At 72.3% G+C, this 25,620-nt stretch carries 19 protein-coding genes; 7 read left to right on the top strand and 12 right to left on the bottom strand.

The window, feature by feature from the left end:
- Positions 1-272 precede the first annotated feature (272 nt).
- The 5 genes from ABZ621_RS10695 to ABZ621_RS10675 all read right to left on the bottom strand — a co-directional run bounded on the left by ABZ621_RS10695 (position 273) and on the right by ABZ621_RS10675 (position 7,704).
- On the bottom strand, positions 273-4,862 hold the full coding sequence (locus ABZ621_RS10695; protein WP_360602830.1) for a putative T7SS-secreted protein: 4,590 nt from the start codon (positions 4,860-4,862) through the stop codon (positions 273-275).
- Complete coding sequence (locus tag ABZ621_RS10690) at positions 4,862-5,509, bottom strand: hypothetical protein (protein WP_360602828.1); 648 nt, start codon at positions 5,507-5,509, stop codon at positions 4,862-4,864. Before ABZ621_RS10690 ends, ABZ621_RS10695 begins: the two co-directional genes overlap by 1 nt.
- Positions 5,506-6,003 carry an SseB family protein gene (locus ABZ621_RS10685; RefSeq protein WP_360602826.1) on the bottom strand — a complete coding sequence of 166 codons (498 nt, stop codon included), beginning with the start codon at positions 6,001-6,003 and terminating at the stop codon, positions 5,506-5,508. The genes ABZ621_RS10690 and ABZ621_RS10685 overlap by 4 nt, the downstream gene beginning before the upstream one ends.
- A 29-nt stretch (positions 6,004-6,032) precedes the next feature.
- Complete coding sequence (locus ABZ621_RS10680; protein ID WP_360602824.1) at positions 6,033-6,866, bottom strand: helix-turn-helix domain-containing protein; 834 nt, start codon at positions 6,864-6,866, stop codon at positions 6,033-6,035.
- A gap of 418 nt (positions 6,867-7,284) precedes the next feature.
- Positions 7,285-7,704, bottom strand: a complete 420-nt coding sequence (locus ABZ621_RS10675) for an ATP-binding protein (protein ID WP_360602822.1) — start codon at positions 7,702-7,704, stop codon at positions 7,285-7,287.
- A gap of 154 nt (positions 7,705-7,858) precedes the next feature.
- Here ABZ621_RS10675 and ABZ621_RS10670 point away from each other — a divergent pair, with 154 nt between their 5' ends.
- From ABZ621_RS10670 to ABZ621_RS10645, 6 genes are all read left to right on the top strand, one after another.
- Positions 7,859-8,701 carry a helix-turn-helix transcriptional regulator gene (locus ABZ621_RS10670; RefSeq protein WP_360602820.1) on the top strand — a complete coding sequence of 281 codons (843 nt, stop codon included), beginning with the start codon at positions 7,859-7,861 and terminating at the stop codon, positions 8,699-8,701.
- Positions 8,698-8,967, top strand: a complete 270-nt coding sequence (locus ABZ621_RS10665) for a DUF397 domain-containing protein (protein ID WP_360602818.1) — start codon at positions 8,698-8,700, stop codon at positions 8,965-8,967. Before ABZ621_RS10670 ends, ABZ621_RS10665 begins: the two co-directional genes overlap by 4 nt.
- A 42-nt stretch (positions 8,968-9,009) precedes the next feature.
- A complete protein-coding gene (locus ABZ621_RS10660; protein WP_360602816.1) occupies positions 9,010-9,915 on the top strand; it encodes an intradiol ring-cleavage dioxygenase in 906 nt (301 codons plus the stop codon).
- Between the two features lie 197 nt (positions 9,916-10,112).
- Complete coding sequence (locus tag ABZ621_RS10655; RefSeq protein ID WP_360602814.1) at positions 10,113-11,858, top strand: FG-GAP-like repeat-containing protein; 1,746 nt, start codon at positions 10,113-10,115, stop codon at positions 11,856-11,858.
- A 113-nt stretch (positions 11,859-11,971) separates the two neighbouring features.
- On the top strand, positions 11,972-12,310 hold the full coding sequence (locus ABZ621_RS10650; RefSeq protein WP_360602812.1) for a DoxX family protein: 339 nt from the start codon (positions 11,972-11,974) through the stop codon (positions 12,308-12,310).
- 9 nt (positions 12,311-12,319) lie between these two features.
- On the top strand, positions 12,320-13,636 hold the full coding sequence (locus ABZ621_RS10645; protein WP_360602811.1) for a hypothetical protein: 1,317 nt from the start codon (positions 12,320-12,322) through the stop codon (positions 13,634-13,636).
- Between the two features lie 94 nt (positions 13,637-13,730).
- Here the strand turns inward: ABZ621_RS10645 and metG are convergent, their stop codons facing one another.
- Positions 13,731-15,338 carry a methionine--tRNA ligase gene (metG, locus tag ABZ621_RS10640; protein WP_360602809.1) on the bottom strand — a complete coding sequence of 536 codons (1,608 nt, stop codon included), beginning with the start codon at positions 15,336-15,338 and terminating at the stop codon, positions 13,731-13,733.
- Between the two features lie 78 nt (positions 15,339-15,416).
- Entirely contained in the window at positions 15,417-17,057 is a 1,641-nt protein-coding gene (locus ABZ621_RS10635; protein WP_360602807.1) for a VWA domain-containing protein, read from the bottom strand.
- A gap of 342 nt (positions 17,058-17,399) precedes the next feature.
- Here ABZ621_RS10635 and ABZ621_RS10630 point away from each other — a divergent pair, with 342 nt between their 5' ends.
- Positions 17,400-19,460, top strand: a complete 2,061-nt coding sequence (locus tag ABZ621_RS10630) for a PhoX family protein (RefSeq protein ID WP_360602805.1) — start codon at positions 17,400-17,402, stop codon at positions 19,458-19,460.
- Positions 19,461-19,490: 30 nt separating this feature from the next.
- Here ABZ621_RS10630 and ABZ621_RS10625 read toward each other — a convergent pair whose 3' ends face one another.
- From ABZ621_RS10625 to ABZ621_RS10605, 5 genes are all read right to left on the bottom strand, one after another.
- Positions 19,491-20,480 (bottom strand): hypothetical protein, encoded by a 990-nt coding sequence (locus ABZ621_RS10625; RefSeq protein WP_360602803.1) that lies wholly within the window; start codon positions 20,478-20,480, stop codon positions 19,491-19,493.
- Between the two features lie 38 nt (positions 20,481-20,518).
- Complete coding sequence (locus tag ABZ621_RS10620; RefSeq protein ID WP_360602801.1) at positions 20,519-21,991, bottom strand: APC family permease; 1,473 nt, start codon at positions 21,989-21,991, stop codon at positions 20,519-20,521.
- A 306-nt stretch (positions 21,992-22,297) separates the two neighbouring features.
- Positions 22,298-24,247: an FUSC family protein gene (locus ABZ621_RS10615; protein WP_360602799.1), complete on the bottom strand. Its 1,950-nt coding sequence runs from the start codon at positions 24,245-24,247 to the stop codon at positions 22,298-22,300.
- A gap of 81 nt (positions 24,248-24,328) precedes the next feature.
- The gene (locus tag ABZ621_RS10610) at positions 24,329-24,565 is read right to left on the bottom strand and encodes a DUF2630 family protein (RefSeq protein WP_360602797.1); all 237 of its coding nucleotides are present in this window, start codon (positions 24,563-24,565) and stop codon (positions 24,329-24,331) included.
- Between the two features lie 17 nt (positions 24,566-24,582).
- The gene (locus tag ABZ621_RS10605; RefSeq protein WP_360602795.1) at positions 24,583-25,617 is read right to left on the bottom strand and encodes an endonuclease/exonuclease/phosphatase family protein; all 1,035 of its coding nucleotides are present in this window, start codon (positions 25,615-25,617) and stop codon (positions 24,583-24,585) included.
- Positions 25,618-25,620 lie beyond the last annotated feature (3 nt).

Genomic DNA, 25,620 nt, shown 5'->3' with positions numbered 1-25,620 from the left:
TGGAAAACCGCGTCGCAACTCGCGGAACGCCTGGACTGGTCAGGTGTTTGAGCCTCTTTCCAGGCGTTCGAGATTCGACCAGAGTGGTGCCTTGTTGAATTGCTCCATGTATTGATCGAGGATGACGAAAGGTGGATCGTTTGAAGGTTCCCTGCCATCCCATACCGTGTCGCACTCTTCGCAAATCCTGAAAATGCCAGCGGTGCCGATGACGCGACACCTGACCACCCAACCCTGATCACACCTAGGGCACCAAATCACTCATAGCTCCTCTACTGTTGGGGGAAGGCGGTGATGACTTTCGTAGTTCCCGGTACGACGACGATTCTCAGGTTCTGCTCACCCGCAGTTCCGACGTCTCTTCCCATAGGGACGACGTACCTGGCGGGGTCGTTGGGGTCGGGCGCACCGCGTTTCGCCCAGCCCTCGTCGATGAGCGCCAGGATATCCGCCTGATCGCTCGAAATGAAAACGCTGTGCTGCGTCTTGGATGGATCAGGGGCAGCATGCTCCATGACGTGGGTTATTCGGTGGTCATGCGCAGACCCGGGTCCGTAGATAAGTCCCTCGGGGGACTGATATCGATCGCTCCCCAAGTCGGTGAAACCGTCCGGGGTGCACGGAGCCAGGCCGAGAGGGTCGCTCCAAGTGTGCGGATTATGGACGTAGGCATCCGGATTTGGGGCGGGAATGAGGCCGAGTGGATCGGCTGAAAGATAGCGGGCCGATTCCGGGTCGTAGTAGCGGAAGTAGTTGTAGTGGAGGCCGGATTCGGGGTCGTAGTACTGGCCCGGGAAGCGGAGGGGGGTGTAGGTGGTGGCGGACTTGTTCCAGGTCGTCGTGCCCCAGAGGGTGGCGCGGGTGTGCCAGGCCAACTCGCCGGACTCGGAGACGAGTTCCGTCGGGGTGCCGATGAGGTCCGTGACGATGGCGAAGAAGCGGTCGTCGTCGGTGTCCGTGCGGCGTTCCGTCTGGGAGAGGGGGCGGAGGCCCGCGTGGTCCCAGGTGAGGACGACGTTCTCGGTCGTCTGCTCGCAGAGCGTCGTGCCGTCCCAGGTGAAGTGGACTGTCTCCAGGGTTGATTGTTTGTAGACGCGGCGGCCCAGGGGGTCGTACCCGTAGCGCCAGACCGTGCCGTCCGGGGTCGTCACGGACCTCAGGCGGTCTTCCGGGTCCCACTCGTAGCGCCAAGTGTCCGGCTTCCTGGACAGGCGGGTCTTCCGGCGGAGGGTGAGGCGGCCTTGGGCGTCGTGTTCGTAGCGGACCGCGCCGGCCTGCGTGAGGCGGTTGCCTTCGTACGCGCGCGGGCCCGTCGCCGCGTGGGACGGGTGCCCGGTCGGCCAGTCCGCTTCCGTCTGGTTGCCGGCCTCGTCGTAGGCGTACCGCTCCGTCCAGCGGTCCGCGCGTACCGCCGTGACCCGGCCCGCGCCGTCCAGGTCGAAGTGGCGGGTGCCTGAGAGGGCGTCCGTGACGGCGGTCAGGGCGCCGTCGGGACGGTAGGCGTATGAGCGGCGCTGGAGGAGGTCGGAACGGGAGGTGACCTCCTGGGTCTTCAGGCGGCTCAGCTCGTCGTATGCCGACGTCAGAGCGGTGAAGTCGCCGATCGTGCGGGTCACTTCTCGACCCAGGGCGTCGTAGGAGAAGGACAGTTCCCGGCCGGAGGCCGTGAGTCTCGTCCGGCGGCCCGCCGCGTCGTACGTCCACTCGCTCGTCGCGCCCGACGGGGTCGTCCGGCTCGCCCTCCGTCCGAGGTCGTCGTAGGTGTACGTCGTCGTCCGGCCGTTCACCGTCTCGGACTTGAGGCGGCCGTGGCGGTCGCGGAGGCGTTCCAGGCGGGCGTCCGGGCTCACCGCCTCGGCCAGCTGGTCGAAGACGTCGTACGCGTAGGTCGTCGTCCCGACGCCCTCGACCTCCTTGCGGACGGTCCGGCCCAGCGCGTCGCGCTCGAAGCGGATCGTTTCGCCCAGGCCGTTCACCCGGGCGGACAGGCGGCCCGCCGCGTCGTAGCCGTAGTGCAGCGTCCGGCCGTCGAAGTCCGTCTCCGAGACCTGCCGTCCCGCCGCGTCGTACGCGTACTCCCAGGTCAGGCCCTGGGGGTTCGTCACCCGGGTCAGGCGGAGGTCCGTGTCGTGGGTGAAGTCGTGGCGGACGCCGTCCGGGGTCGTGCGGGAGGTCAGGAGGTCGAAGTCGGTGTACGTGAAGTGGGTCGTGGCGCCGAGCGCGTCGGTGTGGGTGAGGCGGTTGCCCTCGCCGTCGTACGTCCACGACTCCGTCGTGCCGTCGGGGGCGATGCGGCGGGACGGGTGGCCCTCGACCGTCCACTCCAGGCGGGTCACCGCGCCGAGGGGATCGGTGATCCGGACCGTGCGGCCGAAGGCGTCGTGCTCGTAGCGGGTCGTCGCGCCCAGCGGGTCGGTGACCTCGACCGGGAGGCCGCGGGCGTCCAGGACCAGGCGGGTGGCGGCGCCCAGCGGGTCCGTCACCGCCGTCAGGCGGCCCGACGCGTCGTACGCGAACTCCGTGCGGGCGCCCGAGGGGGCGGTCACGGACGTGCGGTTGCCGCGTGCGTCGAAGGTCTGGTGGGTGACGGTGCCGTCGGTCGCGGTGATGCGCGTCGGCATGCCGGCGGGGTCGTACTCGACCCGGGTCCGTCGGCCGTCCGGGCGTTCCGCCAGGACGGGGCGGCCCTCGCGGTCGTACTCCGTGCGGCTGGTGTGGCCGAGGGGGTCCGTGCGTGACAGGAGGCGGTGGTGGCGGTCGTACGTGAAGCGGGTGACCGCGCCGAGGGGGTCGATCTCCGCGACGACCTGGGAGCGGTCGTCGATCAGGTGGCGCTCGGTGCGGCCGCTGCCGGTCGTGAGGGTGGTCGTGCGGAGTCCCGTCGCCGGGTCGATGTCGTCCCAGGTGAAGGACGTCTCCAGGTGGCCGTTCGCGCCCGACTGGTACGTGCAGCGGTCCTGGTCGTCGTAGACGTAGTCGAAACGGCTGCCGTTGGTGTCCGTCCACGCGGTGATCCGGCCGTGCTCGTCGCAGTCGAAGCGCAGCGGACGGCCGGAGGAGTTCGTGACCGCGGTGAGGTGGCCGTCCGTGTAGTCGTAGCGGAGGATCTCCTGGTCGGAGCCGTCCGGTGCCGCGCCGGCCAGGTGCAGGGCGGTGACCCGCCCGTCGGCGGTGGCCAGCTTCAGGTGGTAGCCGCCGTGGTGGACGATCGAGGTCGGGGCGCCCGACTCGTCGTCGTACTCGAAGGAGATCCGGTTGCCGTTGCGGTCGTCGAGCTGGGTCAGGAGCGCGAGCTCGTCGCCGTGGTCGGTGAAGTGCCAGACCCTGCCGCTGCCGGGATCCGTGATCGTGTAGCCGTCCCCGACCCGGTCGAGCGGCCACTGACGGCCGTGCGCGGGCAGGACCGGCAGCCCGGGCGCCGGGTGGGGGTAGGCGAGAAGGCTGCCCTCGTCGCAGCTGAAGACGACCCCCTCGGCGTCGATCTCCAGGCGCTGGTCCACGGTGCTCGACCACGTCGGGCCGAACCACCGGCCGGAGCGGCGGGAGGAGTCGAAGGTGCGGCGGAAGAGGAGGGGGAGGGTGCCCGGGAGGGCGATGTCCGTCTGGGGCAGCAGCATGCGGCCCGTGGCGATGTCGATCGGGTCCTGCTTGCAGACGGTCTCGCCGCACCGCTTGCCGGCACTGTCGGGGTCCTTCTCCGCGTCCGTACGGCTGCTGCCGGGCTTGCCGTCCGGTGTGCCCTTGCCGTCGAGTCCGGCGCGCAGGCCGCCGCGGGCGAGGCCGGTGCCCTTGGTGCCGAGCAGCTCCGGTATCAGGCGGCCGACACCCTCCGACGGGTCTTCCTTGAAGCCCTCCCAGGCGTTCTTCAGGGCCCGGTCGGGGTTGGCCCCCAGGGAGACGAGCCCGGCGAGCGTCATGTTGACGCCCTTGTAGTACTCCGCCGGGTGGGTCAGGTTGTACGGGTCGACGGGATTGAGCGAGCGGACGAAGTTGATCAGGCCCGCCGAGCCCTTCACGATGCCGCCGCCGACATGCGTGAGCTCGACGCCCGTGCCCGCGCCGAGGTCGAGGAGGTCCAGCTTGACCCTCTCCAGGCCCTTCGGTTCCTGCGGTGCGTGGGCGAGGGCGGCACGGACCGCGCCGGCCGCCGTCTCCCCGGCCTCGTTACGGGCCTTCCGGGCGTCGTTCAGCAGGTCCCGGGCCTGCTGCCGCTTGGCCTTGCCGGGGTCGGTGAACGGCTCGGGGCGGGGCAGCGGGCTGTCCCCCTCGCGGGCCGCGTTGTACGCGTCGACCCTCTGGTTGTAGCCGTCGACGGCCTTCTTGGAGTCCTGGTCGCCCTCCTTGTAGAGGGCGATCGCCTCACGCGCCTTGCCCTGCGCGGTGACGACCGCCCGGGAGTACGTCTCCAGTGCCTTCGCCGCCTGCTCCATGGCGTCCGCCGCGTGCAGCCAGTCGGTCGGGAGGGTCTGGAACTTCGCCCGGAACGCGTCGGCCGCCTCGCCCTTCCACTGCGCCGCGTCCAGCTTCCTCATCCCGCCGCCGACCAGGTCGAACGCCTTCCGGAAGTCCCGCAGGTTCTTCACCGTCGCGGCGATCTCGGCCGGCTTGCCGTGGATCAGCTCCTCGGCTTCCTCGGTCTGGCCGAGCTGCTGCTCGCCGACCTGCGCGCCGAGCGACGAGGCGGTCTCGTCGCCCCAGTCCTCGACCGCGTCCGCCCAGTCCTCCGCACCGACCTTGTCGAGCGCCTGCCCGGCCTTGTCGGTGACGTAGTCGACGCCTTCGCCGAGCAGTTCGCCGCCCTTGTCGAGCGTACGGTCCCAGCCGTCGGCGAGCTTGTCGCCCCACCCCCGTATGTCGACCATCAGCGGCTCTCCCCCGGCGCGGACTCGTCGGCCTGGTCGATCGTCGCCTGGTCGGGGGCGAAGTCCTGCCGCGCCCGCTCGTCCACGTACTCCCGGAGTGGTTCGTCGATGAGGCCGAGGTCCTGCGCCCGGTCCAACTGCCCGTCCAGGCCGTCGTAAAGGGTGTTCCCCCAGTTCTGCTTGACCTCTTCGTGGGCGGCGCTGAAGGACTCGCCGCTCCAGTCCGCGTCGTCCCACGGCGCCTGGTCCCGGATGGTGTCCCAGCGCATCTGCTTGACCTCGTCCTCGGACAGATGCGGGTTGCCGTTGAGGGAGTTCACACCGATCTTGATCGTGTCCTTGACGTATCGATCCTGCTCGGCGAACGAACCCGCCGACAGACCGACGCCCTGCGCGAAGGCGTTCCCCCGCAGGGTCAGACCGCGGACTCCCCACTCCCACCGTTCGCAGAACGTCTCCAGCGCGGAGGCGAGCCCCGGGTGCCCCAACTCCAGTCCGGTCAGGGCGAGGTCGGAGAACCCCCGCCCCATCGTCGCCGACCCGATCATGCCGAGCTCCTTCAGCTCCGCATGGGCCAGGTCGATGCCCTTCGCGATCGCCGCCAGCGCCTCCGGCGGCGCGGCCAGATCAGGCTCGTTCCCGCTCACTGCTCCCCCGTCTCCCCTGTGCCGTCCAGATCGACCGCCACCTCGTCCGGGACGATCCCCACGACCGGCGGGAACACCATCCCGTCGGCGCTCCCCGCGTCCAGCGCCACCCCGGCCGGGCCGGGGAGCATCGGGACCATCCCGTCGAGCAGCCGCGCGCCCAGGACGGTCCGGTACGTCCACTCCCGGCCGGCGTCCCCGTGCGCCTCGGCGAACCGGGCGAGCGCCTCCTCGTCCGAGAACGCGCAGATCCACCGGACGCCGTTGAAGCCGGCCGTCCAGAGGCTCCCGTGCTCGTCGAGCGGTACCAGGACCGCCGTCCGCCGGAATTCGCCGAGCAAACGGGCAAACTCTCGCCGTGCCGCCGCTGTCGGGTCGACCGGCTCCGGGTCCGGGATGGAGTTCTGTGTCGATTCCGGTGGTGCAGAGTCTGTCAAGTCGGCGATTCTGGAACGCTGCTGAGGCTCCTTCGCCTTCTCCCCGTTGTCGCTCACCCCGGCATGCTGTCACGTCATCGTTTTCGTCAGCAACGAGGTGGCCGGTAAGCGGCGGGGGTGGTGTCCGGGCTTCCGCAGGTGGGGCAGGGGGCTTCGGGCGGGGCCCGGAAGCACGTGTCGCAGGCTTCGCAGTGCTGGAGGGGTGCGGGGGACGGTGGCGGGGCGGGTGGGGCGGTCAGTGGGGGCGCCGGGGGGAGGCGGGCGGTCAGGCGGTGGGCCAGGAGGGCGGCGGGGCGGCGGAGGGGTTCGGGGAGGTCGTTGGTCAGGGCGTGGTGGACGACCTCCGGCGGGGCGCCGCGTTCCAGCCAGGCCGCCACGCCGGGGGCCAGGTGCTCGGCGTCGGCCTCGGAGACGTACAGGCGGGGGTCGGTGGCGCGCAGGTCGATGAGGACGCCGAGGGCGGCGCGGAGGAGTTCCTTCGCCGGGAAGGCGGGGCGGGGGACGGGTGGGAGGGGGTGGGGGGTCGGCTTCGGGGCCGGGGCCGGGTTCTGGGGTGGTGGTGGGGCCTTTGCCGGTGCCGGGGGTGGGGTGGCCGGCCGCCGGGGCTTGGGGCGGCGGGGTGTGGGGGTGTCGGGGTTGTGGCGGATGACCGTCTCGGTGATCAGGCGGCCCCCTGCCGTGCGGATCACCGTGCGGCGCAGGTAGCCGTGCTTCTCCAGGGCGTGGAGGGCGTCCGCGACCTTCTGGCGGCTGAAGCCGAGGCGGTCGGCGAGGCACCTGATGGTGACGGAGGTGCCTTCGGCGACGGACATCATGTGGCAGCCGACCGCGATCGCGACGCCGCCGATGTCCGGGTGCTGGAGGAGGCGGTTGCTGATGACGGTGAAGTCGCGGGTGTGGCGGGCGGTCTCGTGGACCACTCCGCGCGAAGTACCCCGGGAAGAGTGGTTCTTGGCGTGGGGGCGAGACGCGGCGGGTGCCTGGCGACTACGGTGGAGGGTATCCATCGGGAAGGTGGTGCTTCCTGTTTGGTAGGCCCTCGCACTGGGACGGCAATCCCGGCGGGGGCCGACGCATTTCTGCGTGCGGGTGGGTTCTTCGCTGAGCGTAGGGCACGCAACCTGGCTCAAACCGCGTCGAGTTGGCATATTCACTCGGGTGAGTGACCGCGCTCCCACGCGGCGGTAGGGGTGGGTGGGGGGAGTTCTTTCCCCCGTTCCTTGTCTTTCCGTCCTTGGGTGGTTTGCCGCCCACCCGCGCGGCGTCCCCGCCACCGGATCCCGGGTGAGTGGGCTCCGGTGGCATGGGCATCGGTGCAGGTCGGAGGGGGTGGAGGCGTCACCCGTCGGCAGAGTGGTCGAGCTCCGCCCACACCGTCTCGCGGGGTACGGGTCCCGGCGCGACGCCCCAGCGGTCCGCCAGCGCCTCGACCAGCAACAGGCCCCGGCCCGTGTGGGGTTCGGGGAGGTCGTCGCCTCGGGTGTCGCTGACCTCGATCCGTAGTACCCCGGGGTGCGCGACCAATGCGAGGCGGAAGTCGCGGCCGGCGACCCGGCCGTGCGTCGCCGCGTTCGCCGTCAGCTCGGCGACGATCTGCGCGGCCGCCTCGGTGGCGGCGTACGGGATGTCCCGTCGGGGGCGCAGCCACTCGACCGCCAGGAGGCGGGCGAGCCGCGCGCCGCGCGTGGTCGGCGAGAGCCGGATGTCGAAGTGGTTGTCGGGCGCGGCGAGTTGGGGGGTCCCGTTCTGTTCGTTCACGTCACCGAGGGTGGTCGTTCGCGGCTACCGTGAACAGTGACACTGCCGATACGTAGGGTGACTGTCCGGGGCTTGTCCGCTGCTGTCCGGTCTGTCGGGGACCCCGTGGCGGGTAGGGGAACGCGGCCACAGAGGACACGCGGAGGGGTGCGGGATGGCGGCTGAGGAAAGCGGTTGGGAAGTCGACCCGGACGACGAGTGGGGCGTCGCCGTCGTCGCCACGGTGGGTCGCCAACTGCGGTTGCGCCGCGAGGCGGTGGGTATGAGCGCGGCGGATTTCGGGTTGGCTCTCGGTTACGGAGAGGACCTCGTTTACAAGATCGAGGGCGGGAAGCGGATCCCTCGCCCCGAGTACCTGGACAAGGCGGACGAGGTCCTGCGGGCCGATGGGCTGTTGTCGGCGATGAAGGACGACGTGGCGAAGGTCCGGTACCCGAAGAAGGTCCGCGAGCTGGCGAAGCTGGAGGACAGGGCGGTGGAGATGCAGTTGTACGAGCCGTTGAACGTGCACGGCTTGTTGCAGACGCCCGAGTACGCGCGGGGACTATTGATGATGCGACGTCCGGCGTACACGCAGGACGAGGTGGAGCGCTACATGGCGGCGCGGGTCGCTCGTAAGTCGGTGTTCGACCGCGATCCGGCGCCCGAGCTGAGTTTCGTCCTGGAGGAGTGGACGCTCCGGCGCCCCTTGGGAGGGCGGGCGGTGCTCCGGCGCCAGCTCGAACACCTCCTGGAGGTGGCGCGGTGGCGGCACGTCGAGCTTCAGGTCATGCCCATGGCCCGCGAGGAGCACGCGGGCCTCGCGGGAGGCATCGAGGTGTTGAAGTTCGAGGACGGGACGGGGGTCGGCCGTTCGTCGGCGGTTGCGGGCGGACGGCCCGTGACCGACCTTCGGCAGCTCCGTATTCTGGAGCTGCGCTACGGGATCATTCGGACGCAGGCCCTCACTCCCGGTGAGTCCGCCGCCGTCATCGAGCAACTGCTAGGAGAGACATGACGCGCAGCACCTCGCCAGGGGATGTCTCTGATCTGGTCTGGTTCAAGAGCTCCTACAGCAGCAGCAGCGAAGGCGATTCGTGCGTCGAGGTCGCCTGGCGCAAGAGCAGCTACAGCGGAGGGACGGACGGCGAATCCTGCGTCGAGGTCGCCACCACCCCCGCCTCCGTCCACGTCCGTGACTCCAAGGTCGCGGCCGGGCCCCAGCTCGTGCTCTCGCCGGAGGCCTGGCGCGGGTTCGTCGGGTTCACAGGGACGCACAGCTAGCGCTCACGGTCCTGACAGGGCCGGTCCCTAGGGTCCTCGGCCATGAGCGAAGAGCAGAAGCACAGGCGTGACCTTTCGCGGCGGCGGGTGCTCGTCCTGGGGGGCGGGGCCGTCGTCGCGGCGGGGATCGGTGGCGGGGTGGTCGGTACCGCCTCGGCCGGCGGGACGGACGGCGCCGTCGCCGAGGGGTGTTACCGGCTCACCTCCGAGACGACCGAGGGGCCGTACTACATCGACGCGGACAAGATCCGGAAGGACATCACCGAGGGCAAGGAGGGGATCCCCCTCACCCTCCGCCTCAAGGTGATCGACGCGGAGAGCTGCAAGCCGCTGAAGGGCGTCGCCGTCGACGTCTGGCACTGCGACGCGCTGGGGATCTACTCCGGGTACGAGAGCCTCAGCACCGGCGGCGGTGGCGGGGGCGGCGGTACGCCTCCGAGCGGTGAGCCGCCGACGGGCGCGCCGCCCACCGGGACCCCGCCCACCGGAGCCCCCGGCGGTGGCGGTGGCGGTGGCGGAGGCGGTCACGAGGAGCCGACCGACGACTCGCGGTACCTGCGCGGGACGCAGCTCACCGGCAGCAACGGGGTCGTCGAGTTCACGACGGTCTTCCCCGGGTGGTACCGGGGGCGGTGCGTGCACATCCACACCAAGGTGCACGTGGGCGGGACGATGACCTCCTCCGGGTACGAGGGCGGGAACACCTGCCACACCGGGCAGTTGTTCTTCGACGAGGCGGCCGTGCTCGACGCGGCGGCGGTGGCGCCGTACTCCGCCGGCACCACCGAGCGGACCACCCTCGACCAGGACACGATCTACCCGGGCAACGGTGCCGAGGGCGGGTTGCTCAGCCTCAAGTACAAGAAGGGGCGGATCGCGGGCGGGGTCGTGGCCACGCTCACGATGGGGGTCGATCCCGAGGCCACCCACACCGGGACCGACGGCTGAGTCGCCGACGGGCGCGCTCCTTCGGGAGCGCGCCCGCTCGCGTCGGAGCCCGCCGCCGTCGAGCCGTCGTATCGCCCCCCCCGCTGCCGGGGCCGCGATCGGCAACGCCTACCGTTACGCGGTCCTTTCCGCGAGGGCGGCCCTCCCGCAGACCGGTGCCCGGCTGTGGCCGCTGCCCGTCTCACCAGGAGTCGTTCTTGAGACTACGTATGGCGCTCGGCAGCGTCGGGGCCCTCCTCGGCAGCCTCGCCGCCACCCTCGTCCTCGGTTCGCCGGCCGCGCAGGCCGACACCGTGGACCCCGGCAGCGCGCCCCCGATCCGCTTCGTCACCTACAACATGTGTGGCAGTGGCGCGATGTGCAAGTGGAATGCCGGCTTCACCAACAAGGCCAAGTACGAGGCCGTCCTCAAGGAGACCGAGGCCGCCGCCGCGGGCACCGCCACCGGCTGGAACGCGGAGCAGATCTTCCTGCAGGAGGTCTGCGAGTACCAGTACGACACCCTCAAGGCGAAGCTCGCTGCCAGGGGCTTCACCGGGCGTTACGTGACCACCAAGGACTTCGGCCCGACGGCGGGAATCTGCACGAAGCCGGACGGTGACAACGAGAGCGTCGTCAGGAGCGGCACCGAAGGCCACTACGGCATGGCGGTCTTCGTCAAGGGCACCGTCGTCGAAGGAGTGAACCTCAGGCTGGCGGACGCGACCTTCGACGGGGAGTGGGTCGAGTCGCCCTGCGTCAAGAGCTACACCCAGTGGCGTGCCACCTGGGCCTGCTCCGTCCACCTCAACTGGAGCGGTACGACCGACGAGTACCGCAACAAGGAGGCCGCGAAGCTGGCCGCGCAGGCCGCCGTCTGGCAGGCGGAGGGCACCCCGGTCATCCTCGGCGGCGACTTCAACGGCACGCCCCCGACCACCATGGCCGCCACCTTCTACGAGCCGGCCGTCGGCGGGAAGGGCACGTTCCTGGAGGTCGACGAGACCGACAAGGAATTCTTCAGCACCGAGAACTACCCCACCGACTGCCTGGTCACGGGCGCGACCCGCTGCCGCAGTGGCGAGCCCACCTTCGGCGACTTCCGCCGGAAGATCGACTACATCTTCGTCTCCTCCGCCCACTTCAAGGACGTCAAGGCCAGCGTCTCGCCCCGGGACCCGCAGGCCACCGACCACGACACGCTCCGTGGCGCCGCCAGCTGGGCCGACTGCGGTCCGGCCGGTGCCACCGACAGTCTCTTCCGCCGCGACGCGAGCGGTGCGCTGTACCGCTACGACGGCCGCGCCGGCGGGCTCGCCGCGCCCTGCAAGGTCGGCGTCGGCTGGGGGTCGATGAGCAAGATCACCCGGGACGGCGCCACCCTCGTCGCCAGTGACACCGACGGGAAGCTGTGGCGCTACCCGGCAGGACCGGTCACCGGCGCGTACTCCGGATCCACCCGCGTACTGGCCGGCACCGGCGGTTGGCAGGGCATGGACGTCCTGCTCGCGCCCGGTGACTTCGACGGCGACGGCAAGGCCGATCTGATCGCCCGGGAGAAGAGCACCGGTGTCCTCTGGCTGTACCCCGGCAACGGAGCCGACGGCTACGGAACCCGCAAGAGCATCGGCACCGGCTGGGGGATGTTCGACGTCCTGCTCGCTCCCGGTGACTTCGACGGTGACCAGAAGGCCGACCTGATCGGGCGTACTCCCGTCGGCGACCTGTGGTTCTACAAGGGCGACGGTGCGGGGTCCTACGCCCCCCGCGTCCAGATCGGTGTCGACTGGGAGCGGTACACCGCTCTCGCCGCCCCCGGCGACATCGACGGCGACGGCAAGGCCGACCTGATCGGGCGGGACGGCGTCAACGACCTGTACCTGTACAAGGGCAACGGCGCCGGGTCCTACGCGCCGGCCGTCAAGGTCGGCTACGACTACCCGGACGGGGAGCTGCTCTTCTGAGGCCGGCTCGCCGGATCCCCTGACGACATCCGCCCGCCCCGTCACACCGACGGGGCGGGCTTCGTCATCCCGGTGTACGGCCCCTTCCGGGGCCCGTAGCCGGAGGAGTTGCCATGTCTCTCACCGCCACCGTCGTCACCGCCGTCGCCGCCTTCATGGCGGGGTTCTCGGGGGTCGCCATGCTGGCCCGGGCGAAGTTCGTCGTCGAGCCGCTCGCCGCGTACGGGGTGCCGGAGTCCGTCTGGAACGTGCTCGGGGTGCTCAAGCTCGCCGGGGCGGCGGGGCTCGTCGTCGGCTTCTGGGTGCCGGTGATCGGGACGCTCGCCGCGGTCGGGCTCGTGCTGTACTTCGCGGGGGCCGTGGTCACCGTGGTGCGGGCGCGGGCCTACGGGCACGTGCCGTTCCCGCTGGTCTACATGGCCCCCGCCGTGGCCGCGCTGGCCCTCGCGTAGCCTCCCCCGGTGACGAGAACCAGCAGTACGACGATCCGCCGATGGCGCTCGCGCGCCGCCGCCGCGACGGTGGCGGCGCTCGGCCTCCTCGGCCTCACCCTGACGGCGGCCCCGCAGGCCGCCGCCGCGTCCCCGGTCGCGCCCATGGACGCCACGCAGATGCGGCTCACCGCGAGCGGCTTCACCGAACGCTGGGCCGCCATCGACGCCCTGGAGACCTCCGGGAAGGTCACCGACTTCCCCGGCCGGACCGCGCTCTCCCCGCTCTTCGACCCGGGCGTCACCGGCGGTGTCACCGGCATCTCCGGGCTCTGCCACACCAGCAACCTCAACACCGCCTACAGCATCGGCGGCTTCTGCTGGAACAAGGAAGACGACATCTCCAGCACGTGGACGCCGCAGGGCTTCACCGGCTCCCACGACGCCCAGCCCGCCGGCACCTGGGACGGCAAGTACCTCTACATCGCCTCCTGGCACAACGCGGACGACTCCCAGGCCCGCATCACCGTCGTCAACAACAGCAGCCCGAACGTCGCCCCGGTCTACCACCGCATCCTGCTCGTGGACCCGTACGGCTCCGGTGACACCGCCGGCTACCGGGCCGTGGGCGACAAGAACAGCCCCGCCCTCCCGCACCCGGGGGGCCACGCCGACGGCGTCTCCTGGTACGGCAACAAGCTCTTCGTCTCCACCGGGCACCAGATCCAGGTCTACGACCTGCGCCACCTGTGGAAGACCACCCGCGACGCCACCAGGGTCGGTCTCGTCGACGGCACGGCGTACTCCGGCGACCACGACTGGGCGCTGCCGATGATCGGCATGTACTCCAACGCGGCCTACGGCGCCCCCTGCACGGACACCGCGCCGTGCCTGACCTCGCTCAGCCTCGACCGCACGGGCACCGACGGCCTGATCACCTCCGAGGTCGGGGCGACCGGCGGCCGTCCCGTCGTCCGCTGGCCGCTCAACGCCACCGACGCGCTCCTCGACACGGACGGCGCCGACAACCACACCGGCGCCGTGACGGCGAGCGCCGCGTACCGCGTCCCCGTCTGGAAGGTGCAGGGCGCGGCGACCGACGGCACGTACTACTACTTCAGCGGCATCTGCCCCGAGTACGCGGCCGCCCCCACCTCCGACGACCCGTACTGCATCCACCGGGCCAAGCCCGGCGAGGCGCCGCACGTCCTCACCAAGGCGCCGCCGCTCACCCAGAACCTCTCCTGGTCCCCGGCCGTGCACCGGCTGTGGGGGATCAACGAGCGGGCGAACTACTCCGGACCGGGCAAGCGGGTCGTCTTCACGCTGAACCCGCCGTACAGCTAGGACCGACCGGCCGAGCGGCCCCGGTACGGCGAAGGCCGCCGGCCCTGGGAGACCCAGGGGCGGCGGCCTTCGCGCGTCGCGTCACGTGTGGACGTCAGTCCTTCTTCGGCTCCTCCAGGCGCGGGAAGAGGACCGCGCCCTTCGTCACCGTCGCGCCGGCCGGCAGCCGGCCCCAGGTGGCGGCGGAGTCGACCGACTGGGCGCCCAGGGCGCCCAGGGAGGCCTCGGCGCCGAGCGAGTCCCAGAGGGCCTGCGAGGTCTCCGGCATGATCGGGTTGAGGAGGACGGCCACGGCGCGGAGGGACTCGGCGGCCGTGTAGAGGATCGTCGCGAGACGGGCCTTGCCCTCCTCGGACTCGTCCTTCGCGACCTTCCACGGCTCCTGCTCCGTGATGTAGCCGTTGACCTGCTTCACGAAGTCGAAGATCGCCAGGATGCCGGCCTGGAAGTCCAGCTCCTCGCCGATCTTGGCGTCGGCCGTCGCGACCGCCTTCGCCAGGCCCTCGTGGATCGCCTTCTCGGCGTCGCCGTCGGCCGTCGAGGCCGGCAGCTCGCCGCCGAAGTACTTGCCGACCATCGCCGCCACGCGGGAGGCGAGGTTGCCGTAGTCGTTGGCCAGCTCGGAGGTGTAGCGGGCGGAGAAGTCCTCCCACGAGAACGAGCCGTCCTGACCGAAGGCGATGGCCCGGAGGAAGTACCAGCGGTACGCGTCCACGCCGAAGTGCGAGGTCAGGTCCTGCGGCTTGATGCCGGTCAGGTTCGACTTCGACATCTTCTCGCCGCCGACCATCAGCCAGCCGTTGGCCGCGACCTTGCCCGGGACGGGGAGGCCCTGCGCCATCAGCATCGCCGGCCAGATCACCGCGTGGAAGCGGAGGATGTCCTTGCCGATGAGGTGGACGTTCGCCGGGAAGGTCTCGTCGAACTTCTCCGGGTTCTCGTTGTAGCCGACCGCCGTCGCGTAGTTCAGCAGCGCGTCGATCCACACGTAGATCACGTGCTCGCTGTCCCACGGGACCGGGATGCCCCAGTCGAAGGTCGAGCGCGAGATGGAGAGGTCCTCCAGGCCCTGCTTGACGAAGTTCAGGACCTCGTTGCGGGCGGACTCCGGCTGGATGAAGCCGGGGTTCGCCTCGTAGAAGTCGAGCAGCTTCGGGCCGTACTCGCTCAGCTTGAAGAAGTAGTTCTCCTCCTTGAGGATCTCCACCGGCTTCTTGTGGACGGGGCAGAGCTTGGTGCCGTCCTCCGCCTCGATGAGATCGCCCGGGAGCTTGAACTCCTCACAGCCGACGCAGTACGGGCCCTCGTAGCCGCCCTTGTAGATCTCGCCCTTGTCGTACAGGTCCTGCACGAACTCCTGGACGCGGTCCGTGTGACGCTTCTGCGTGGTGCGGATGAAGTCGTCGTTCGCGATGTTCAGGTGCTCCCAGAGGGGCTTCCACGCCTCCTCGACGAGCTTGTCGCACCAGGCCTGGGGCGTGACGTCGTTCGCCTCGGCCGTGCGCATGATCTTCTGACCGTGCTCGTCCGTGCCGGTGAGGAACCACACCTTCTCGCCGCGCTGACGGTGCCAGCGCGTGAGCACGTCGCCTGCGACGGTCGTGTAGGCGTGGCCCAGGTGAGGAGCGTCGTTGACGTAGTAGATGGGGGTCGTGACGTAGAACGCCTTCGCCCCCTGCTTCTCGGATCCAGTGGCCGCCATGGTCGAAATCCTAACGGGCCTACGAAGATCGACTCACATCGATAAGCAGGGGGCGGAGCGGGTGGTTCAGCCGGGCGTTCAGAGAACGAGGCCGGTGAGGGCGCCTCGGTAGAACTCCGGGTGCGGGGTCTCGGCCGGCGCCGGGCCCGCGAAGTGGGTCGCCGTACGGTCGGCGGTGAGCTTCCGCAGGTAGTCGAAGGCCTTGCCGTCCTCCTCGCCCCAGGCCGTGAAGCGCCAGTGCACGGGGCGGCCGGCGGCCTCCGCGAGCGCCTGCGTCGCGGCGGTACGGGACTCGGGGGCGCCGTCCGTCTGGAAGATCACCAGCGCGGGGCGGGCCGGGTCGGCCTTCTCGTGGTGGGCCAGGACCTCCTCGACGGCACGGTGGTAGTTCGTCCGGCCGAGGCGGCCGAGACCGGCGTTGATCTCCTCCACGCGGGTGGGGGTGAGGCCGGCGGGGGTCAGGTCGACGACCCCGTCGACGTCGGTCGAGAAGAAGACGGTCGTGACCGTCGCGTCCTCGTCCAGGTGCGCGGCGAGCGCGACGGCCTGCTCGGCGAGGCGCTGCACGGACCCGTCCTTGAAGTACCCGCGCATCGACCCGGACCGGTCGACGACCAGGTACACCTGCGCCCGCGCGCCCGCGAGCCCCTCCTTCCGCAGGACGGCCCCGGCCGCCTTGTACGCCTCCACCAGCCCCGGCGTCCCGACCGCCTTCACCCGCGCGAGCGAGACGGCGGGCCCCTGCGGGGCGCTGTCGGTGTCCGTGTCGGCGCCGGGCTGCGCGTCCGCCGCGACGGGCTGCGCCTCGGCCTCCGGCTCCGGCTCCGGCTCCGGCTCCGTGACGAGCGTGGCCTCGGGCTCGACGTCGGCCGTCGGCTCCGCCTCGGCGGCGGCCGGGGCGGCGTCCGCCTCCGGTACGGCCTCGGCCTCGGCCGTTTCGGCGGTGGCCTCGGTGTCCGGGGTGGCCTCAGAGGTGGCGGTGGCGGTGCCCTCGGCCTCGGCCGTCGGCTCCGCGTCGGCGGCCGTCGGGGTGGCGTCCGCCTCCGGCGCGGCCTCTGCGGAGGCCGGTTCGGCCTCGGCCGTCGGCTCCGCCTCGGCGGCGGCCGACGGGGCGGTCTCCGTCTCGGCCTCCGCCTCGGTGGTGGCCGGGGTGGCGTCCGGCTCCGGTACGGCCTCGGTCTCGGGCGTTTCGGCGGTGGCCTCGGCGTCCGGGGCGGGCTCCACGGTGGCGGTGGCCTCGGCGGCCGCGTCGGCCGCCGGCTCCGCCTCGGTCGTGGCCGGGGTGGCGTCCGCTTCCGGCGTGGCCTCGGCGGCGGCCGGCTCGGCACCGGCCTCGGCCTCGGCCGTCGGCTCCGCCTCGGCGGCGGCCGACGGGGCGGTCTCCGTCTCGGCCTCCGCCTCGGTCGTGGCCGGGGTGGCGTCTGCTTCCGGTACGGCCTCGGTCGTGGCCGGTCCGGCGGGCGCCTCGGGGGCGGCGTCCGTCGCCGGCTCCGCCTCGGCGGCGGCCGGCGGGGCGGGCTCCGTCTCCGCCTGCGCCTGCGCCTGCGGGGCACCCGCGTCCGCGTCCGCGTCGCGTTCCGAGGAGGACGTGCGGGCCTTGGGGATCTGGGGGTTGTCGAAGGCGGCGGCCACCAGGTCGTCGGCGGCCTTGCGGGCTGCCGTCTCCGGGGCCGGGGAGGGCTCCTGGGGAGTCTCCGCCTCCGGTTGCGTCTCCGCCACCGCCTGCGGGGGCTCTGGTTCGCGGGACTGGGGAGGGACGGAAGGGGTCGCGGGATCTTCGCGGTCGCGGCCGAATACCTTGCGCAGCAAGCTCCGAATACCCATGGGCGAACCCTTTCGCATGAGTTGGATGCGGTATGCGTCCTTCATCCCTGGCCAGGGCGGACACGTAAGGTTAGCGGCCGCGTCCTCCGGTTCTCGGGACCCCGTCGGTCACGGTTGCCGCGCATTCATCCGTCGTTCATTCCACCGCCGCCCGCGTGCAGATGTGCACACATACCGTCACGGCCGAACGGATTCCCGACACCATGTCGGCGCAGTGCTGCGCCGGAGGAGGACCAAGTGCGCAAACTGCTGCCGCTGATCGGTACGAACCCGCACGGAGGCGGCCGTTCCGCCCTCACCTGCCGGTTCCGGTGTGGTGACGCCTGCTTCCACGAGGTGCCCAACACCAGCGACAACGAGTACGTCGGCGACGTCATAGCCGGTGTCCTGTCGCGCCGTTCCGCGCTCCGCGCCGCCGCCGTCGTGACCGTCGCCTCCGCCGCCGGCGGGGCCGTCGTGCTCGGTGGCGCGCCCGCCGCCGAGGCGCACCCCGGGGGGAGGCCCACCCCCAAGGCCGACGGCGCCCGCGGGCTCCGCTTCGCGCCCGTCGCGCCCAACACCACCGACGCGGTGACCGTGCCGGCCGGGTACGGCCAGAACGTCGTCATCCGGTGGGGCGAGCCGATCCTGCGCGGCGCGCCCGCCTTCGACTCGGAGAAGCAGACCGCCGCGGCGCAGGCCGGGCAGTTCGGCTACAACAACGACTTCCTCTCGCTGCTGCCGCTGCGCGGCGAGTACGGGCGTCAGGTGCTCGTCGCCAACCACGAGTACACGGACGAAGTCCTGATGTTCCGGGGGTACGACTCCGAGAACCCGACCCGCGAGCAGGTCGAGATCGCCTGGGCCGCGCACGGCCTCTCCGTCGTCGTCGTGCAGGAGGAGCACCGTACGGGCAAGCTCTCGCCCGTCTCCCGGCACTACCTGAACCGCCGTCTGCACACGACCAGCGAGTTCGAGCTGACCGGGCCCGCCGCCGGGTCCGCGCTCGTGAAGACCTCGGTCGACCCCGAGGGCCGCGTCGTCCTCGGCACGCTCAACAACTGCGCCGGCGGCACCACCCCGTGGGGCACCACCCTCCACGGCGAGGAGAACTTCAACCAGTACTTCGCCAACGGCTCGTCCGCCATGGACAAGCGGTACGGCGTGGGCACCGGCGCCACCGAGCGCAAGTGGGAGCGGTTCGACAAGCGCTTCGACCTCGCGCAGGAGCCGAACGAGGTCAACCGCTTCGGCTGGGTCGTCGAACTCGACCCGTACGACCCCGAGTCCACCCCGCGCAAGCGCACCGCGCTCGGCCGCTTCAAGCACGAGGCCGCGCAGCCGCGCCTGACCGCCGACGGGCGTCCGGTCGTCTACATGGGCGACGACGAGCGGTTCGACTACTTCTACAAGTTCGTCTCCTCGAAGCGGATGATGAAGGGCGGGTCGCGCAAGGCCCGCGCCCACAACCTCACGCTCCTCGACGAGGGCACGCTGTACGTCGCCAAGCTGACCGGCGACTCCCCGGCCGCCGAGATCGACGGCACCGGCAAGCTCCCGAACGACGGCGAGTTCGACGGGTCCGGCACCTGGATCCCGCTGGCCACGGCCACCGAGGACGGCGCGGTCTCGCACGTGCCCGGCATGACCGCCGAGGAGGTCTTCGTCTTCACGCGCCTCGCCGGTGACAAGGTCGGCGCCACGAAGATGGACCGCCCCGAGGACGTCGAGCCGTCGCCGCGCTCCGGCCGCGTGTACGTCGCCCTGACGAACAACTCCAACCGCGGCAAGGGCACCAACCCGGGCGCCGACGAGGCCAACCCGCGCAACCTCAACAAGCACGGGCAGATCCTGGAGCTCGCCGAGCACTGGGACGACCCGGCCTCCGACGGCTTCGCCTGGCGCCTCTTCCTCGTCGCCGGCGACCCGAACGACCCGGCCACCTACTTCGCGGGCTACCCGAAGGAGAAGGTCTCCCCGATCTCCTGCCCGGACAACGTGGCCTTCGACCCGCACGGCAACCTGTGGATCTCCACCGACGGCAACCAGCTCGGCTCCCACGACGGCCTCTTCGGCGTCGCGGTGCAGGGCGACCGCCGCGGTGAGCTGAAGCAGTTCCTCACGGTGCCGCGCGGCGCCGAGACCTGCGGCCCGATCATCCAGGACCGCCGCGTCCTGGTGGCCGTGCAGCACCCGGGCGAGCTCGACGGGGCCTCCGTCGAGAACCCGGCCTCCGTCTGGCCCGACGGGCCCGGCAGGATCGTCCGTCCGTCGGTCGTCGCCGTGTGGCGCACCGACGGCCGCGACATCGGCGTCTGATCCGGTGGCGGTACGGGAGGGCCCGGGCGGTCAGCCGACCCCCAGGCCCTCCCGGAAGCGGACGAACTGTTCCTCCGGGTCGCCCGTGTACGCCCACGGGACCCACGCCGCCCGCGCGCCGAGCAGGCCCATCAGCTCCCGCGCCAGCTCCACCTGCCCGGCGTAGCAGGCGGCGTGCGCCAGGAAGTTGAGGTCGCCGACCTCCTCCGGCGCGATCGGCAGGGCCGCGTCCCGGCCGCCGATCCAGCGGTCGTGGGTGCGCCGCAGCTCGGTCACCGCGAGCTCGTGCTTCCAGTGCTGGTCGAAGCCGCGCACCGGGCCGCGCCCCAGCGCCCCGTCCGCGATGTAGCGGTACTCCTCCACCCGCGCCACCTGCACCAGGACGGGCAGCGCCGAGCCGGGGGGTGCCACTCCGGCGGCGTCGCGGGCGAAGTCGTACATCGAGCCGTGGGTGCCGTGCCAGCGCGCCGAGAGGTAGCGCAGGACCTGGACGTGGCCCTCGATGCTGTACGGGTCGCGGCGGCGCAGCTCGTCGAACCAGTAGCGGAGTTCGCGGCGGGGGACGCCGCCCTCGTACAGCCGCGCCACCGAGAGCAGCGACACCCACGGCATCGGGTCGGCGGGCGCCGCCTCCGCGGCGCTCCGGCAGGCGTCCACGGCCGCGTCGATCCTGGTCCGGTCGACGGCGGCGCCCCGGCCCGCGGCGATGGCCGTGTCGAAGACCCGGACCACCTCGGTCGCCGCCCGCAGCACCGCCGCGTCCGCGCTGTGCGGTTCGGCGGCCCGCCAGGTCTCGACGGTGGAGCTGCCGGCGGCGGCGTGCGAGAGCAGCCGGACGCGGTGGGTGCGGCGGGCCCAGTCGTCGCCGGTGGCGGCGAGCAGGTCGCGTACGCCCTGCCAGCGGCCGATGACGATGTCGTGACGGGCCTCCGTCAGCGCGCGGTCACCGAAGTCCGGGTCGAAGTCGGGGGTGAACCGCTCCGCGCGGGACCGTCTGAGGGGGCGTCGGCGTACGCCCATGGGGGCCTCCTTCCCTCACGAAGTACCGGGTGTCGTCGTCAGAAGTCCGTGGCGTAGCTCTTGTCCCGGACGCGGGTGCCGGGGGACGCGGGGGCGGCCTCGCCGGCGGCGGCGAGCGCGCGGCCCGCGTCGAGGCGGGCGGGCCGGTAGTAGTCGCTGCCGCGGCGCCAGTACACGGCCATCGGGACGAGCCCGGCGGCGAGGCCGCCGAGGCCGATGGTGAGCGCGGTGGTGGACAGTTCGCCGAGGGACTCGACGAAGGCCCACAGCATGAACGCCGAGCCGAGCAGCGGCCACACCCCGCCGAGGAGCAGGTTCTTCGCGGAGCGCAGCAGCAGCGACTTGTAGGCGACGGCGGCGGCGATGCCGGCGAGGCCGTAGTAGAAGGCGATCTGGAGGCCGATCGCGGAGACCGCGTCCCGCAGGATCCGCTGGACGGAGCCGGCGGCGGCCGCGCCGGCGAAGAGGACGAGGGCGGCGGCGCCGACGGCGGCGATCGCGACCCACGGCGTGTTCCAGCGGCGGTGGACGAGGCCGAGGGCGGCCGGCAGGGTCCGGTCGCGGCCCATCGCGAAGAGTGAGCGGGTCACCTGGAGCAGGGTGGTCTCCAGGGTGGCGACCGTGGACAGGATCACGGCGACGACCAGCAGTTTCCCGCCGACGCCGGGCCAGATCTCCTCGCCGAGGACGGCGAGCACGTTCGGTCCCGCGGCCAGGATCCGGTCGGCGGGCAGCAGCACGTTCACGGCGACCGTGAAGGCGACGAAGAGGAGGAAGACGAAGCCGACGCCGACCAGCGCGGCGAGCCCGGCGGTCCGCCGGCTGTCGCGGGTCTCCTCGCTGAGGTTGCTGGTGACGTCCCAGCCCCAGTAGTAGAACGCGGCGATCAGCGCGCCCGCGGCGAAGCCCTCCGGGCCGTGGAAGTGCCCGAGGCCGAACCACGACCAGTCGAAGGCGACCGCCCGGCCCCGGTGCGCCACCGCGGCCAGGACGAAGGTGAGCAGGATGGCCATTTCGACGCCCGACATGAGGAGTTGGGCGCGGACGGTGAGCCGGGTGCCGCCGAGGACGACGCCGAGCATCAGCAGGAACCAGCAGGCGCCGACGGCCGCCGCCAGCGGGGTGGAGGAGGCGAGGGAGGGGGCGACGAGGGCGAGGGTGAGCGAGCCGGCGGGCAGGGAGCCCGCGACCATGAAGACGGTGGCGGCGAAGACCAGTGCCCAGCCGGAGAGGAAGCCCAGGAACGGGTGGAGGGTGCGGCCCACCCAGGAGTAGCCGGCGCCCGCGTTGACGTCGATCCGGCCGAGGCGGGCGTAGGCGAGGACGATGCCGAACATCGGTATCGCGCAGTAGAGGAGCGCGGCCGGCCCCGCGAGTCCGACCGCGCCGAAGAGGACGGCGGTGGTGGCGGCGAGCGAGTAGGCGGGGGCGCTGCCGGCGACGGCCATCACGATGGTGTCGAAGGTGCCGAGGACGTTGGGCTGGAGCCCTCTGCTCGTGGTCGTGCGCATGACGGTGTCCTCGGAGTCCTGGGAGCGGGTGGGGGGTTCCGGACGACGGAGGGGGAAGCGGGAGGGGGGAGGGGAGCGGCGGAAGGGAGGCGGAGGGGAGGCGGAGGGGGAGGGCGGGCAGGGCGAACTGGCGTGTCGGGCGGGCCGGGTGACGGGCCCCGTGCGGGCGCGGGCAGCCTGCGGACGCTGATCACATCGGGGCGGTCGAGCGCATCGTAGTCGCCCGGATGGAATCCGGTAACGGTGGCAGGAAGGTTCCGTTCCGTGACCGCCGGTAAGTCCTTCGACGCGCCCCCGGCGGAGGGTTTACGGCCCGTCCGGGGGCAGTTCGGGCCCGGCGATGGCGCGGGCCGCGCGGACCTCCTGGCGGAGCGGCGCGAGGACGCCGTCCTCGTCCCCGGGCAGTTCGGCGCGGACCGCGACGAGGGTCTCGGTGGCCCGCAGCCCGTCGGCGAGTTCGCGCAGCTCGCGCGCCACCTCGGCGACCTCCGCCGGGTCCGGCGGCGGGGCGCCGTGCGTGACGCGGATGCGGGCGGCGGTGGTGGCGTCCACGATCCGCTCGACGGCGATCGCCAGCGGCCACCAGGCGGCGGCGCGGGTGCCGGTCGGCGGCGGTTCGGTGAGGGCCCGCTGGAACTCGGAGCGGACCGCCGACAGGTCCCGGTACAGCTTGCGGCGGGCCCGCAGCCGGCCGGCGTCGGCACCGGCGCGCGGGGGGCCGGGCGGGAAGGCGCGGTCCACGTACGCGGCGGAGTCCGCGACCGCGTCGGCGAGCCGGTCGCCGATCCGGCTGTGCCAGGACTCCGGCCAGAGCAGGTAGCCGGCGACCAGCGCGATGGCGCAGCCGATGAGGGAGTCGTACAGGCGGGGCAGGACGAGGTCGAAGCCCTGCTGGTTGAGGGCGTCGGAGAGCAGCAGGATGACGGGGGTGACGGCCGCGGTCTGGAAGGCGTATCCCTTCGCCGAGAAGACCGGGATGAGCGCGGCGAGCACCGCCATCACCGGCACGTCCCACCAGCCGCGGGGCACCTCGGCGAGGACGAGGGCGGCGGAGACCAGGCCCAGGCAGGTGCCGACGGCGCGCAGCACGGCCCGGGAGAAGACCGAGCCGAAGTCGGGCTTCATCACGAAGGTGACGGTGAGGGCGACCCAGTACGAGCGGGGCACCGCGATCAGCGAGACGAAGGACTGGGCGAGGCCGATGCAGAGCGCCAGGCGGAGCCCGTACCGCCACGAGGGCGCGGACAGCAGCATCGTGCGGGTGGCGCGGCGGACGCGGACGGCGAGGGAGGCGGGGCGGCCGAGGCGGTCGTCGACGTCGTAGGGGTTGGGTTCGGCGGCGTGGACGACGGTCGCGGCGTGCCGGAGCGCGTGCGCGACGGCCTTGTCGGAGGGGCGGTCCGAGGGCGGCAGGTCCGGTTCGGCGGGCTCGGCGCGGCCGTTCTCCACGGCGTCGGCGAGCGCGCGGATCGTCGCGGCGACGGCCGGGGGCGGCGGGCCGTGCAGCCGGGCGCGGAGGTCGGCGGCGGGGGCGGCCTCCAGGAGCGGGATCAGCACGTTGAGCTGCGCGAGCAGCCGGGCCAGGGAGGAGGTGCGGCCGTGCTGGCGGGTGCGGCGGGCCAGGATCAGGTCGTACGACTGGTTCAGCGAGCCGGTCACCGCGTGCCGCTTCTCCTGGTACGCCTCCGTCCCCGCCGCCTCGTACAGGTCGGCGAGCGTCCGGTAGGTGGCCGCGACGGCGGCCCGCTCCGGGGCGGCGCGGCGCAGCGGCCAGCCGAGCAGGGTGAGCGCGAGGACGACGAGGCCGCCGAGGCCCAGGAGGACGGGGGCCTTCCACCACGGCTCGGGCATGGGGAGGCCGGCGCCGACGACGGCGTTGAGGAGCAGGAGGAGACCGGAGGCGGAGGCGACCGCGCCGATCGAGGAGATCATCCCGGAGACGAGCGCGACGAGGGTGAGCGTGGCGACGGCGAGCCAGCCGTGCCCGAAGACGAGCGTGCCGAGGGTGACGCCGAGGGCGCCGAAGAGCTGGGGGACGGCGATGTTGAAGACGCGCATCCGGTAGGCGTCGGCGGTGTCCCCGATGACGCCGGAGAGCGCGCCCATCGAGACGAGGGCGCCCTCGGCGGGGCGGTCGAGGGCGAGACCGGCGGCGAGGGGCAGGGAGAGGGCGAGGGCCGCGCGGACGGCGGCGGGCCAGGGGACGGGCGCGGGCTCGGGCCGCAGTCCGGCCGTCAGCCACGCCGGCGGCGCCATCCTCCCCGTCCTCCCCGTCCGCTCCGTCCCAGAACCCATGCCCCTCAAGTTACGCGCGCGCCGCGCACCCCGCCGCGCGCGTCAGTTGCGGTAGGACTCGACTTCCGAGGCGGGGCGGAGGGCGGCGGTGTCGGGGTCCTCGCCGAACTCGGACTTGGCGCGCCGCTGCCGGAGCAGGTCCCAGCACTGGTCGAGGCGGACCTCCAGGGCCGCGAGGCGTTCGCGCTCCTCGGGGAGGAGGCCGCCGGTGCGCCCGCGCAGGGCGCGTTCCTCCTCCACGAGCGCTCCGATGTCGTCGAGGATCTGCTCGTTGTCCATGCTCCCAGCGTCGCCGATCAGCGTCCTTCGTGCAGGTCGAGGTCGGCGAGGACGGCCCGGTGGTCGCTGCCGGGGAGGGGGAGGAAGCGGGTGGCGACGGGCGTGAGGGTGGGGGACGAGAGGACGTGGTCGATCTGGACGTAGGGCGGCAGCGGGCCCTCCGCCGGCCAGGTCGGGGTGCGGGAGGCGCCGGTGACGTGGGCGGCGTCGAGGAGGGCGCGGGTGGTGAGGAAGGCGCGGTAGGCGGCGTGGTCCTGGGAGGCGTTGAAGTCGCCGGCGAGGAGGAGCGGTTCGCCCGGCGGGCGGGACGTGATCTCCGCGCGCAGCCGGGCCAGTTCCGTCTTCCAGAGGCCGACCTGGTCCGGCAGCGGCGGCATCGGGTGCGCGAGCTGGAGCCGTACGGCCCGTCCGGCGATCTCCGCCGTCGCGCCCGGCATCCCCATCGTGGCGGGGACGGCGGACCGGTCGCGCAGCGGGTAGGCGCTGAGGATGACCGAGCCCTTCGAGCCCTCGGCGTCCACGGAGACCCGGTGCGGCAGCTGCCGGGAGAGCGCGGCGGTGAGGGTGCGGACGCAGCGGGGGTCGCACTCGGAGACGTACAGGAGCTGGGGCCTCTCGCGGCGCGCGAGGTCGACGAGGGAGCCGGTGGCCTGCCCGAACTCGACGTTCGCGGCGATCACGCGGATCCGCGCGACCGGGGTGCCGTAGGAGTACACGAGCAGCGGGGGGAGCGTCGTCCAGGCCGTGACCATGAGGACGAGGACCGAGAGCCAGGCCAGCGGCCGGTGCCGGGCGGCCGCCGCGCACAGCACGCCCAGGGCGGCGGGGACGGTCAGCCAGGGGAGGAAGGAGAGGAGCTGCGGGACGGGGGTGACGCCGTCCGTGCCGTACGCCTTGCAGCCGGCGACGACCGCGGGGACGACCAGGAGCAGTCCGGCGGCCCAGGCGGCGGCGCGGGTGCCGGGCCTGGGCCGGAGGGGAGCGGGCGGCGGGGGCGCGGGGGTCCCCGCGACGGGCGTCGGGTGGGCGTCGGATGCGAGGGCTCGGTCCACTCC

The sequence above is a fragment of the Streptomyces sp. NPDC007863 genome (assembly GCF_040633895.1).
Lineage (GTDB): Bacteria > Actinomycetota > Actinomycetes > Streptomycetales > Streptomycetaceae > Streptomyces.
Note: the sequence above shows the minus strand (reverse complement) of the source record. Positions and strands in the feature narration are given on the sequence as shown.